Here is a 13233-nt window from a genome sequence, read left to right on the forward strand (position 1 = left end):
TAGCTTGATTAATTGGTTTTCGCTTCCAAAATTTCCCAGCGTTCAAACGCCTGCTCCAGCTCCGCTTCGTGTTTTGCCATATCATCCAACACTTTCTGATAGCCTTCCTGCTGATAAAAGTCTGCTTCAGACATCTTTTCAGCCGCTTGTTCCAGCGCTTGTTCCAGAGACTCAATCAGACCCGGAAGCGCGTCATATTCTCGTTGCTCATTAAAGCTGAGTTTTTTGCCTTTCGGCTTGTCAGTTGAAGCGGAACCTGCGTTGCCCGCTGGCTTGTCGGCAGCAGGTTTTTCATTTGCCGCATGCAATGCTGTGAAGCCTTCTGGGCGCTGGCGGAGCCAGTCGTCATAACCGCCGACATATTCATTCACGATGCCCGGGGCATCGAAAACAATCGAGCTAGTCACTACCGAGTTCAAGAAAGCACGATCATGGCTAACAATGAGCACTGTGCCTTGATAGTTCAACAGCAACTCTTCGAGGAGTTCGAGCGTTTCAACATCAAGATCGTTAGTCGGCTCATCGAGAATCAGCAAGTTTGACGGTTTGGCGAATACGCGCGCCAACAATAGGCGATTGCGCTCTCCACCGGATAACGCTTTAACTGGCTGGCGAGCACGTTCTGGAGAGAAGAGGAAGTCCTGTAAATAGCCCATGACATGCTTACGTTGCCCGTTGATTTCGATATAGTCAGATTCTTCCAACACGCTTTCGATCACTGGCGCCTCTTCATCCAGTTGCGCACGATGTTGATCGAAGTAGGCGATTTGCAAATTGGTTCCAAGCTTGACACTACCGGATTGTGGTTCCAGTTTGCCAAGTAACAGGTTGAGCAGGGTTGATTTGCCGCAACCGTTTTCTCCGATAATCCCGACTTTATCACCGCGCATCACCATGGTGGAGAAGTCTTGAACAACGGTCTGGTTCGGCCAGGCAAAAGACAGGTTTTCCACTTCAATAACCTGTTTACCGGATTTATCTCCCACATTCGATTGCAACTGTGCTTTACCTTGAACACTGCGGCGCGCCTTATGCTCTTCTCTAAGTCTTTCCAGAGCACGCACACGCCCTTCATTACGGGTACGACGTGCTTTGATGCCTTGGCGAATCCAGGTTTCTTCTTGTGCCAGTTTTTTGTCGAATTCGGCATTGGATTTTGCTTCGGCTTCCATCTTTTCTTCTTTGCGTTGAAGATAGGTTTGGTAGTCACATTCCCAGTTGCTCAGGTTGCCACGATCCAACTCGACAATGCGTGTTGCCAGCGCTTGCAGGAAAGCACGGTCATGCGTGATGAACACTAGACTGCAATTCAGGTTTTTCAGGAAATCTTCCAACCATTGGATGGACGGAATGTCCAAGTGGTTAGTTGGCTCGTCCAGCAACAAAATATCCGGCTCTTGTACCAGTGCTTTTGCCAGTAACACGCGGCGTTTCATCCCGCCGGAAAGGGAAGAGAATTCCGCATCCGCTGGCAGCCCAAGTTTTGAAATGACGGTTTCGACACGTTGACTGAACCCCCAGCCATCGGCAGCCTCGATCTTCTGCTGCGCCTTGGTCATTTTGTCTAGCACTTCGTCGGAGTAGTTTTCAGCCACCTCATGGCTCAGTTGGTGGAATTGCTCGATCAGTTCGCCAATATCACCAAGCCCTTGAGAAATGATGTGAAACACACTGCCATGCATATCATGTGGTACTTCCTGTTGGAGCTTGGCGATTTTGACGCCATCCTGTACGATACGACTGCCGTCATCTGCCTCAATGCTGCCCTCAATGACTTTCAACAGAGTGGATTTCCCTTCACCATTTCGCCCGACAATACAGACGCGCTCATTCGGTTCGATCTGAAAGTGGATATGGTCCAGTAGAGTTTGGGTGCCGTAGCTGAGTTGCATGTCGCGTAAGAAAAGTAGAGCCATAAACCGAGTGTCGCCTAAGGGGTTAATATTCAGGGTGATTAAAATTCAGGGCGTTATTATACCAATGCGCCAGATAGGAAGCAGGATAAGAAAGAGAATGTCCGCAGAAATCCGCCAAAAGTCGATTACAAGATGCCTAAAATGACATTTCCAGTCGATTTGGTGCGCACAATGCGGATTTTGTACTCCGACTGTTTTTCCCAAAACTTGATGATGGCCAAGGTTGAGTCCGGCGAAGAAGCCCATAGGTTGAAGAGCAACAGACAGTTTTTATGCTTGAGGCTTTTGAGTTGGAGCAAGAAAGTTTCATCACAAAAAACATCGGGCATGGCATCGCCATCATATAGGTCGACAAGCACTGCGGAATAACGGTCATCGTTTTGTACTGATTCGTCAATGAAATCCAACGCATCGCGATGATGAACGAAGATGGTTGGGTCTTCCGTCATATAGAAATAAGTCTTCGCAGCTTCAATAACCGCTTCACGCAACTCCACCACATGATGTTGTGCTTTCGGCCAAAAACAGTGCAAGTGGTTGGTCAGTAAACCGCCGCCCAGTCCAAGCATCAATGTTCTTTCAACTGCATGCTTTTGTGCGAATTCATCCAATAAATCCAACATGCATTGCTGGTATTCAAACGCCAAGGTCATTGGCGCTTGAAAGAACAGACGGCTTTGTTCCACCGGCGAGTCGAAGTACAAGCTGCGGGTGGTATCAGTGTCGATCACTTGTATCAAACCATGTTCATCCCGCACGGAATGAATCAGTCGACCCCTGGCCGGATAAGACACTTTTTTTGTTATGAATTTAGACAGTTTTTTCAGCAAGATTTTGGTTCCAAATAGGGGTCGATTACTGCAAATACCACAAACGGGCTTTTAGCCCCATACTGGTGGTGAAGCCGACTTCCACAAACTGTATCTGTCCTTTTTTGTCGACGACAAAGCTTGCTGGCACCGCACGAGCGCCAAAGGCTTTCATCAGCTTGCCATCTTGGTCATTCACAATCAGATTAGGGTTCATGCCATGCTCTTTAGCAAATGCCAGTAGTTCTGCATTCGTACCGGATTGCGTGGCGATATTGATGACATTGTATTTCTCTGCAACACGTTCGATGCCGTCACGCTCATAAGCGCAAATCGGGCACCAAGTCGCCCAGAATTGAATCAAGACTGGCTTGCCTTGGTAATCCTGAATATGTACTGGCTTACCGGTGATGCTGGTGGTTTGAATATCCGGCACTTGTCCATGAATCACATCTCCTTGCATCAGGGGGCGGGCAATCAAAAACAAAATGATGGTGCCGACAATCCAATAGGTGTTTTGCACCCAAGTCTTGCGCCAGAAGGGCGTCTCCTCGGTTGACGGAGAGTTGGCTGGGGTTTCGGTTTGTTGTGTATCGCTCATGGCTTGCCTTGAATTGATGTGTTTGCGTTGCATGCTATTATAAGCATCATTCACGAATATAAAAATTGGAGACAGGATTGCAAAACGATTTTTGGCAAAAAATGTGGGCATCCGGCGTAGTTGGGTTTCATCAGCCGGAGGTAAACGCTTATCTCAAAGCACACTGGCATAAACTGCTGACCACTGACCATAAGGCAATGGCGGGAGAAGTGCTGGTACCGCTCAGCGGCAAGTCACTCGATATGCTTTGGTTGAAAGAGCAGGGACATGACATCCTTGCGGTCGAGTTAAGCCTAAAAGCCTTGGAAGAATTCATTGAAGAAAATCATCTGCATCGTCGTTTTAGCATTCAAGACTTGGTGCATGAGCGTTTTTGCGGCTATGAACTGGAAGCTATGCGTTTGTTCTGCGGGGATTTCTTTCATTTAACCCGAGAAGATTGTCAGGATGTTGTCGCTGTTTATGATCGTGCGGCGTTGGTTGCTTTGCCGCCTGAGATGCGCGCGGATTACGCCAAACACCTGCTTGAAATCCTACCGCCAGATACCCCAATGCTATTGATTGCCTTGGACTACGACCAAAGTTTGAGAAACGGTCCGCCGTTTGCGGTGAGTGAACAAGAAATCCACACACTGTATGGCGAGCACTACCAAATCGAAAAGGTTCAGGAAGATAAGTTTGAGCGCAAAGGTGTTGAGACGGTGGAATCTACTTATTTACTTAATTTTAGAGAGAACTAAAGTATGGCTATATATAGCTTTGAAAGCAATTCACTTCAAAAGATAGAGACGACTACATTTAATTCGGAGGGCATTTTAGAGCGTCAGCATTTACAAAACGCGATTAAGCAAAAAATAGATGTTATTGCTCCAAATTGTCTTGTTATATCCGAAGAGTTCTCGGAATGGTCTGACTCACAAAGACGAATTGATTTGCTTGCTATTGATAAAGAAGGAAATTTAGTCGTTATCGAATTAAAGCGCACTGAAACTGGCGAACACATGGAACTTCAGGCTTTACGTTATGCCGCTATGGTCTCAACTCTGACATTTAAGCGCGCTACCGAAATATACCAAAAATATCTCAAATCTGTTGACAGAGAGGAGGATGCTGAAGCTAACCTCATTGAATTTTTAGATTGGAGAGACGAACCACAAGAGGATGATTTCGGCCTTGATGTACGAATTATTCTGGTATCAGCAAATTTTTCGAAAGAACTGACCACTTCAGTGATATGGTTAAATGAAAGAAGTTTAGATATCCGGTGTGTTCGACTCACTCCATATAAAAATCAAGATCAAATTCTTATTGACGTTCAGCAAATTATTCCTTTGCCTGAAGCTGAAAACTACCAAGTGAAGATTAAGAAGCAGTCTGAAGAACGACGTGAAGCAAGAAGATCGAACCGTGACTATACTCGATATCAGTTCATGGGGAATTCGTTCAACAAGAGAAAGTTGGTGTTAGCAGTTGTCCAACATTGGATTAAACACAATAATCCAGAAACATTATCCGAGTTAATTGAAGCATTCCCTCAAGATATAAAAAGTGGAGGAGTTTTTATTAATGAGCAAGATGCAAAAGAGATATATGAACGTTATGGCATATACAGGCACTTTCTGGGTGAAGGTGAGGTGATCGAGTTCTCAGATTCATCATGCTTTGCAATTTCAAATCAATGGGGTGTTGGTAATATTGAAAAATTCATAAATCAAGCAAAAGTTTTGGGCTACGAAATCGAAGAGACAAATTGATTGTTTCAGGGCAGACACATCTGAAGAATAAAAAGGAAAAGCCACTAAGGCATAATCTCATTGAAATTCTCAAAGTGTGAAAAGCCTTTAGGATCAACCTTATCCATATTTGGGCTAACGTGAGTGGCCGCGACACAGTATCGAATACCAAAGTCTTGTGCGGTTTGTAGTGCGTGGATATTGTCATCAATCAGCAGTGTTCTTTGCGGGTTGAATGGGAAGTCTGATTGGATTTTACGCCAGATATCCGCGTTTTCCTTAGGCATGCCATAGTCATGTGCCGAGACCATGGCATCAAAATAATCACCGATTTCTGTCATTTCCAGTTTGATTGCCAAGCTGTCTCTATGAGCATTGGTAACCATAATCACGGTTTTCCCCAGCTCTTTTAGACGTTTGAGGAAGGTCATGACTTCTGGGTGCGCCTGAATCATGTGTTTCAAGTCACGCTTCAATTCTGCAACAGGCAGTTGCAGTTCTGTTGACCAGTAATCCAGACAATACCAGTTGAGCGTACCGGTTTGTGAGTGAATCTTTTCATGGATGATTCGGTTGGCTTCATCAATAGTCAGGTTATTTTCATTGGCATAAATCTCCGGTAGATAGGTCATCCAGAAATGCCAGTCGAAATGTAAATCCAGTAAAGTGCCGTCCATATCCAATAAAACAGTATCGATGGTTTGCCAGTTAATGTTGGTCATAAGTGCGAGTGCTTTGCCTATTTTTATCTTGGGTGGAAAGGGTTTTTATCGCTTTTTCAGTTGCCATTCACTATGATTGCATTATGAAAAACGAAAATCCTTCAGAACAATTTCCTCGTATTTTAGCGAAAAACGAAACGGTTAAGTCGCGGATTTTTACCGTGGAAACCATGGCGTTGCAATTTGCCAATGGCGTTGAGGTGGAATACGAGCGACTCATCAGCTCCAAAAACGGTGCGGTGCTATTGGTGCCGGTATTGGAGGATAAGATGGTACTGATCCGCGAGTATGCGGCTGGAGTGGAACGCTACGAGCTGGGCTTTCCGAAAGGCAAAATCGATGCGGGTGAAGGTTGGGAACAAGCGGCTATCCGTGAGAGTCAGGAGGAGATTGGTTATTTCCCGCAAAAGGTTGAATTGTTGGATTCGCTGACTTTGGCGGCGGGTTACATGACACACCATACCCATATTGTCCTGGCGGAAGAACTGACACCACAAACCGCGGAAGGCGACGAACCTGAACCTTTGGAAGTGGTTTATTGGCCATTGGAAGAGTGGCAGGGGTTATTGAGTCATCCTGAGTTTTCGGAAGGACGGGCTTATGCGGCTTTGATGCTGCTGCTGAACTATAAGGGAATTATTTGAGATTCTGTTGAATTGCCCCAACCTGGTAGATTTTCATCAAACGAAGCACTCGCCGCCCAAAGGGGTAAGGCGAGAAACGAAGCACTCGCCGCCCAAAGGGGTAAGGCGAGAAACGAAGCACTCGCCGCCCAAAGGGGTAAGGCGAGAAAATCTACCAGGTTGGGGTAGGCGTTAAGCTTGCATAAAGCGGTCGATGCGGTTTAGTGCTTCAACCAAGTTTTCCATGCTGGTGGCAAAAGAGATACGCAAGTAGCCTTCCGAACCGAAGCCAGAGCCCGGAACGGCGGCGACATCCACTTCTTCCAAAATCGCTGTAGCGAAATCGGCATCTGATGAAAAACCTTTCATCTTCATTGCATCTTTCACATTCATAAACGCATAGAAAGCACCTGCTGCAGGAATACACTTGAATCCAGGGATCTGATTGATGCGTTCTACCACGAACTCATGACGTTTTTTGAACTCGGTCAACATCACTTGGATACATTCTTGTGGGCCATCCAACGCTTCAACTGATGCATACTGCGAAATAGAGCAAGGGTTAGAGGTGCTTTGCGATTGTACTTTACGCATTGCAGCAATCAAATCTACTGGCCCACCGGCATAACCGATACGCCAACCAGTCATTGAGTAGGCTTTTGATACGCCGTTTAATACAACAGTGCGATCCGTCAACTCTGGAGAAACCTGTAGGATGTTGGTGAACGGCATATCCGTTAACAAGATATGCTCGTACATGTCATCAGACGCGATAATGATGTTCGGATGTTTTTTCAACACCTCGCCAATGGCTTTCAATTCCTCAGCCGAATAAACCGCACCCGTCGGGTTGGATGGACTGTTCAATACGAACATTTTGGTTTTTGGGGTGATGGCCGCTTCCAATTGCGCCGCGGTGATTTTGAAACCTTGCTCGATGCCCGCTTCGATAATGATGGGTTCACCACCTGCCAACAATGCCATATCTGGATAAGATACCCAGTAAGGAGCAGGGATGATGACTTCATCACCATCGTTCAATACGCCTTGGCACAGGTTGTAGAAACTTTGTTTTCCACCGGATGAAACCAGAATTTGGTTCGCTTCAAAGTCTAGCTCGTTGTCACGTTTGAATTTGGCGATGATGGCATCTTTCAGCTCTGGAATGCCGTCGACTGCTGTGTAACGCGTGTGTTCCTTTTCAATCGCCTCGATACCCGCTTTTTTAATATGCTCAGGCGTTCCGAAATCCGGTTCTCCGGCGCCTAGGCTGATAATGTTACGGCCTGCGCGACGAAGTTCTGCTGCTTTTGCGGTGATGACAAGGGTAAGGGAAGGTTTGACACGGTTGACTCGATCAGACAGTCTAGAATTTGAGGGCATTGTTTTCGGTTCTCATCCAAATTTTTAGCTAGAATAGTTTCGTGTTATATTTCGTTGCTTTGCAAACTTTAAGATCAAAATTTGACCAAATTTTTTCGACTGGCAAAATGCTGTGTTAAATACTTTGCGGAAACAAGTATTTAGCAAAGAGTTTTGATGGCTAGTTCACATGTTTTAGGTATATAAAGCACACCCCACATTTTACAACCAATTGCTTTATTTTTTAAGTAAATTTTTGACGTTTACGAGTGTTTTTTCATGGCGAAAAGCTTTCAGATTTCATCACAATATCAACCTTCCGGAGATCAGCCGACAGCTATTGCAAGTTTGGTGGAAGGATTAGAGGACGGCGAAGCCTTTCAAACGCTGCTGGGGGTGACGGGCTCTGGTAAGACTTTTACCATGGCAAACGTCATAGAAAACGTGCAGCGCCCGACCATTATTCTGGCGCACAATAAAACGCTTGCAGCCCAATTGTATGGTGAGATGAAAGGCTTTTTTCCAAGCAATGCAGTGGAGTATTTCGTTTCCTACTACGACTACTACCAACCAGAAGCCTATGTGCCGGCATCCGACACTTACATTGCCAAAGATTCTTCGGTCAATGAACAAATTGAGCAATTGCGTTTGTCTGCCACCAAGGCATTGATGGAGCGTGAAGATGTCATCGTGATTGCTACTGTATCGGCAATTTACGGTTTGGGTGATCCAGATCAATACCTCAAGATGATTTTGCAGTTGCGTTTGGGCGACCCGATTTCTCAACGCGATATTCTGCGTCAACTTTCCACCATGCAATATACAAGAAACGATATGGAACTTTGGCGCGGGACTTTCCGCGTGCGAGGGGATGTTATCGATATTTATCCGGCGGAGTCGGAAGAGTATGCGGTGCGCATTGAGCTCTTCGACGATGAGGTGGAAAGTCTGGCATGGTTCGACCCTCTGACAGGGGAGATATTGAGCCGTCCGTCGCGCATCACGGTTTATCCGAAGTCGCACTATGTCACGCCAAGAGAACGGATTCTGCAAACCATTGACGTGGTGAAAGAAGAGCTTAAAGTCAGGTTGGATGAGCTGCGCAGCTTGAATAAACTGGTTGAAGCTCAGCGTTTGGAAGAGCGTACACGACTGGATATTGAGATGATGCAGGAGCTGGGTTACTGCTCCGGCATTGAAAACTACTCACGCTATTTGTCCGGTAGAAATGCGGGAGAGCCGCCACCGACGTTGTTGGATTACTTGCCGAAAAATGCGCTGATGTTCATTGACGAAAGTCACGTAACCATTCCGCAAATCGGTGGTATGTACAAGGGTGACCGTTCTCGTAAAGAGAACCTTGTGACTTATGGTTTTCGTTTGCCTTCTGCATTGGATAACCGCCCGATGCGTTTCGATGAGTTTGAGAAAATCCTACCGCAAACCATTTTTGTCAGTGCGACGCCCGGCAATTATGAAGCCGAGCATCAATCCAAAGTGGTTGAGCAGGTGGTGCGCCCGACAGGATTGCTTGATCCAGTATTAGAAGTACGCCCAGCCTTGACGCAAGTTGATGACCTGTTGGGTGAGATTCGTCTGAGAGTTGAGAATAACGACCGCATTTTGGTGACAACGCTGACCAAACGTATGGCGGAAAACTTGACTGAGTACCTGGAAGATCATCAAGTACGTGTTCGTTATCTGCATTCGGATATTGATACCGTTGAGCGAATTGAAATCATTCGTGATTTAAGACTTGGTGAGTTTGATGTACTGGTCGGGATAAACCTGTTGCGAGAAGGGTTGGATATTCCAGAGGTGTCTTTGGTGGCGATTTTGGATGCCGACAAAGAAGGCTTCCTACGTTCCGAGCGTTCTTTGATACAGACCATCGGTCGTGCAGCTCGTAACGTCGCCGGGAAAGCGATACTCTATGCCGATAAGATCACCGCCTCAATGAAGAAGGCCATCGATGAGACAGAGAGGCGGCGCGCCAAACAGATTGCTTATAATGAAGCCAAAGGTATCCAGCCGCAGGCACTGAATAAAAAGGTCACGGATATTCTGGAAGACTCACCTTATGCTGCAAAAGGCATGAAACGTGCTGGAAATCAAAAGGTTGCAGAGCAGGCGGGTGATTATGATCATGCCGCATTGGCGAAGATGACGCCTGCGCAAATCGCCGCGCAAATTAAGGCATTGGAGAAAACGATGTTTAAAGCGGCGAAAGATTTGGATTTTGAAACCGCGGCGCAATTAAGAGATGAAATCAAACAGATGAAAAGTTCTATGGTCGGTGTTGGGGATTTACGTTAAAATAGTAAGGTTAATCAATAGCGTAGACAAAAATAGATACAAGAAAAAAGCGTCAAGTGCTGTTAAATCATTAAATTAAAAAAACAAATTTAGACAGGTCAACAAGTGTCAGAAAGCATTGGAAAAGGGAATTTGAAAAACGGGTTTTTGGTATTTGGCTGGATGATAAGCATTTTTTGCTGTCAGGTGGCTTTGGCACAAGAAAGTGATAAAGATTACACGGCGCGTTTTACTCAAGCTGAACAAATGGCGCAATCCGCTACCAAAGAGGGTGCTGATAAAGCCATTGAGCTATGGAAAGGAATGCTGAAAGATTATCCGAACGACTTGGCGGTATCGAACAATTTGGCGGCGACTTTGATGAAAGAGAAAAAGTACGCCGAAGCGCAGAACTATTTGGAATCGGCATTGAACGCCGACCCTAAAATCGCCATCATCATGGCGAACTTGAATGATATTTACGCTTATCAAGCGCAGTTGGCTTATCAGTCAGTGTTCAAGCCTTCTGAAATCAACTACCCGAAAGGCAAGTGGGTTGCGCTAACGAGTGAGACGGTGAAAACACCGGAAAAAGCGCAGTTGGAAAAAGCGAAGAAAGACATGCAGCGTGTGTTGAATCGCGTGGAGAATTGGCGTGTCGCTTGGTCTTCCAAAGACGTGAAATCTTACTTGAGTTTTTATGACGATAGCTATCATTCGGATAAGTTCACCAATCACAAAGATTGGGCGAAAAACCGTGAAAATAGCCTTAAGCGTCCAAAATATATTAAAATCCATTTGAACGACGTAAAAGTTGTGCCTTTGGCCAACCATACGTTCCAAGTCAGCTTTGTTCAGAACTACGATTCCAATCGTTTTAAGGATTCGGTGAAGAAGTATCTGGTTTGGCAGGAAGTGGGCAAAAGCTGGAAGATTATTCAGGAAAAAGTGGTTTATGACTAATCGGTTGCGAATCTCATTGAGCGCATCGCGTGCGCGTCTTATCGCCGGTTGCTTGTCGGGAGCTATCTTTTTGCCTTCGATTGCAATGGCGGAAAGCGCCGAAACGCAATTGCTGAGTGGTTTTAAGTCTATCCACGACTATTCCTTCAATCAGGCGATGCAACACATCGAAACCCTGGCAAACGAAAATCCAAAATATCAGTTGGCGCAATTGATGAAGGCCGACTTCCTGGCAATTAAAGCCGGTAAGTCTCGTTGGATTCAAGAGTACCGCAAAGCCTATCCAAAGAAAGTTCATTCATTACTCGAAGAAGCTAAGGTTCGCTGGCAAGCGACGGGGTTGACTCATCAGACCGAGTCGGAAATCCTTGGGCAGTTTGTATTGAAGTCGAGCGCGCAGCCTTATTTGGTGATTGTGAACTCTGAAGCGCATCGTTTGTTCCTGTACCAACAAACTGCGGGCGCTTACCATGAAGTGGCTAACTACTATGTTTCCATTGGCCGTAAAGGAACAGGTAAGCAGTTCAAAGGTGATTTGAAAACGCCAATCGGAGTGTACCAAATCGTCAAACAACTATCTGACCGCCAGTTGCCAGAGCTTTATGGTGTGGCGGCTTTGACATTGAACTACCCAAACCAATGGGATAAGCAGTTGGGCAGAACCGGCTCCGGTATTTGGTTGCACGGTACGCCTCGCTCAACCTATAGCCGTCCGCCTATGGCGAGTAAAGGTTGTGTGGTGTTGAACAATCCGGCGATGGCAGATTTGATTGACCGCTATCGTCTACCACCGGAAACGCCAGTCATTATCGCCTCTAAAACGGAAGTATTACCTGTGCCAAGCGACACCGCGGAAATTCTCCAGTCCAATAACAAACAACAGGTGTTGAGCCGCATCAATGAATGGTTGCGTGAACAACAGGAATATGAAGTAGATTGGTCGAAAGTGGGTGTCTTCCACTACCCTGGGGAAAAGGATATGTACTATGTGACTTTCCCAACTCATGTGAAGGGTAGAGAGCAGATGGTGGAGCAGTTTTGGAAAAAGACAACCGATCAAAATGGTTGGCAGCTGGTGTTGAAAGTACAGCAAACCAGCCCATCTCAAAAGACGCAAGTTGCTTACAATATAGCCAGTCGTTAAGACGGGGCTCTATAATTACAGCCGTTAAGCATTTTCTCATTTAGCGGCTTTAGATCCGCGCTTCAAATAATTTCGTCCACCCCAACCTGGTAGATTTTTCAGCGAGTTACAAAAATCTACCAGGTTGGGGGTGTGAATTACATATCTTCTTCGCGTTGTTTGATCTTATCGTTTACCCACTCTTCCAAGTCATCTAGCATATTGTGGATTTCACTGGCATTCGGCATGCGTCCTGCTGATGTCAATTCCAGAGTCAATACTGGAATATTCAAGTATTCGCCAGCGTAACGTCCTAGAGAGCCTGGGTAGGTTCCAAGCTCACGTCTTTTTAAGTGTCCGATTTTGTTTGGCTGGGCATGTTCAGGTCCATCGTAGTCAAGCAAGCCGTAAGGTGCATGGATGGAAATGATGGCATCTGGTCGATAGGCTTTAATGATTTTGACTATCCATTGAGTTTCTGGCTCGCTGTTGGGGGTGGGACCCGGGTAACGACGAGGGTTGGAACGCGTGTGGTTTTTCCATGACTTAAGCGCCAACTTTTCCCAATCTGGAGAAGGGAAGTTGCGGTTTAGGTCAACTCCATGTGCGTTGATGCGCGTGGAGTTTTTCTGCAATAGTCCGTCCGGGTTGGCAACCGGTAAAAATAGCCAATGATAGGGCGTTTTGTTTTCAGGCTTCATCAGGGCCTGCAACCAGAGGTAGGTGATACTGATTGCTGCATACTCGTCTCCATGAATACCACCGATAAATAGGATCTTACCTTTCGGTGGAATATCACTGTTGGGGAGGATTTCACGGGTGGTCAAAGGCTTGTGTTTGACTGAGTAGTCCGATACATGAAGGTGTAGGGAAAGACAGCCTTGGTAATCAATGGTTCTAAGTTTGTTCGACAAGTCTTTACACAGATGCTCAATAACAAGATTTGGATCTTTTTGCTCTTTCGGTGTTGCTGTTGTCGTCTTTTCAGTCTGTGGTAGGGTTGCCTTGGCGTAAGCCGCTTGTAATGAACCGAAAAGTACGGTTAGCGTCAAAATAGAACGTGAAAAGAATACCGAAAAACGCATA

12 protein-coding genes are annotated in these 13233 nt (G+C 45.9%); 6 read left to right on the top strand and 6 right to left on the bottom strand.

Going from position 1 to position 13233, the window contains the following annotated elements:
- Positions 1–8: 8 nt before the first annotated feature.
- The 3 genes from HVMH_RS02470 to HVMH_RS02480 form a co-directional block, all read right to left on the bottom strand.
- Positions 9–1916, bottom strand: a complete 1908-nt coding sequence (locus HVMH_RS02470; protein WP_029907554.1) for an ATP-binding cassette domain-containing protein — start codon at positions 1914–1916, stop codon at positions 9–11.
- Between the two features lie 125 nt (positions 1917–2041).
- Positions 2042–2656, bottom strand: coding sequence for a spermidine synthase (locus HVMH_RS02475; RefSeq protein WP_162174205.1), 615 nt, complete (start codon positions 2654–2656; stop codon positions 2042–2044).
- Between the two features lie 115 nt (positions 2657–2771).
- Complete coding sequence (locus HVMH_RS02480; protein ID WP_051623157.1) at positions 2772–3326, bottom strand: redoxin domain-containing protein; 555 nt, start codon at positions 3324–3326, stop codon at positions 2772–2774.
- A gap of 77 nt (positions 3327–3403) precedes the next feature.
- On the opposite strand from HVMH_RS02480, the gene tmpT reads away from it, so the two are divergent.
- Together tmpT and HVMH_RS02490 are read left to right on the top strand one after the other, a co-directional pair.
- Positions 3404–4066 carry a thiopurine S-methyltransferase gene (tmpT, locus tag HVMH_RS02485; RefSeq protein ID WP_029907559.1) on the top strand — a complete coding sequence of 221 codons (663 nt, stop codon included), beginning with the start codon at positions 3404–3406 and terminating at the stop codon, positions 4064–4066.
- A gap of 3 nt (positions 4067–4069) precedes the next feature.
- Complete coding sequence (locus HVMH_RS02490) at positions 4070–5080, top strand: PDDEXK family nuclease (RefSeq protein ID WP_029907561.1); 1011 nt, start codon at positions 4070–4072, stop codon at positions 5078–5080.
- A gap of 44 nt (positions 5081–5124) precedes the next feature.
- Here HVMH_RS02490 and yrfG read toward each other — a convergent pair whose 3' ends face one another.
- Positions 5125–5781 carry a GMP/IMP nucleotidase gene (yrfG, locus tag HVMH_RS02495; protein ID WP_035629124.1) on the bottom strand — a complete coding sequence of 219 codons (657 nt, stop codon included), beginning with the start codon at positions 5779–5781 and terminating at the stop codon, positions 5125–5127.
- Between the two features lie 83 nt (positions 5782–5864).
- On the opposite strand from yrfG, the gene nudE reads away from it, so the two are divergent.
- Positions 5865–6425 carry an ADP compounds hydrolase NudE gene (gene nudE / locus HVMH_RS02500; protein WP_029907565.1) on the top strand — a complete coding sequence of 187 codons (561 nt, stop codon included), beginning with the start codon at positions 5865–5867 and terminating at the stop codon, positions 6423–6425.
- A 171-nt stretch (positions 6426–6596) separates the two neighbouring features.
- Here the strand turns inward: nudE and HVMH_RS02505 are convergent, their stop codons facing one another.
- On the bottom strand, positions 6597–7787 hold the full coding sequence (locus HVMH_RS02505) for a pyridoxal phosphate-dependent aminotransferase (RefSeq protein WP_029907567.1): 1191 nt from the start codon (positions 7785–7787) through the stop codon (positions 6597–6599).
- A gap of 258 nt (positions 7788–8045) precedes the next feature.
- Between HVMH_RS02505 and uvrB the strand changes: the two genes are divergently transcribed.
- The 3 genes from uvrB (at position 8046) to HVMH_RS02520 (ending at position 12168) form a co-directional block, all read left to right on the top strand.
- Positions 8046–10082, top strand: coding sequence for an excinuclease ABC subunit UvrB (gene uvrB, locus HVMH_RS02510; RefSeq protein ID WP_029907569.1), 2037 nt, complete (start codon positions 8046–8048; stop codon positions 10080–10082).
- 105 nt (positions 10083–10187) lie between these two features.
- Positions 10188–11024 (top strand): L,D-transpeptidase Cds6 family protein, encoded by an 837-nt coding sequence (locus HVMH_RS02515; RefSeq protein ID WP_155837708.1) that lies wholly within the window; start codon positions 10188–10190, stop codon positions 11022–11024.
- The gene (locus HVMH_RS02520; RefSeq protein WP_051623158.1) at positions 11017–12168 is read left to right on the top strand and encodes a L,D-transpeptidase family protein; all 1152 of its coding nucleotides are present in this window, start codon (positions 11017–11019) and stop codon (positions 12166–12168) included. Before HVMH_RS02515 ends, HVMH_RS02520 begins: the two co-directional genes overlap by 8 nt.
- Before the next feature lie 137 nt (positions 12169–12305).
- Here the strand turns inward: HVMH_RS02520 and HVMH_RS02525 are convergent, their stop codons facing one another.
- Positions 12306–13232, bottom strand: a complete 927-nt coding sequence (locus HVMH_RS02525; protein WP_035629127.1) for a M14 family zinc carboxypeptidase — start codon at positions 13230–13232, stop codon at positions 12306–12308.
- Position 13233 lies beyond the last annotated feature (1 nt).

The organism is Hydrogenovibrio marinus (genome assembly GCF_013340845.1).
Lineage (GTDB): Bacteria > Pseudomonadota > Gammaproteobacteria > Thiomicrospirales > Thiomicrospiraceae > Hydrogenovibrio > Hydrogenovibrio marinus.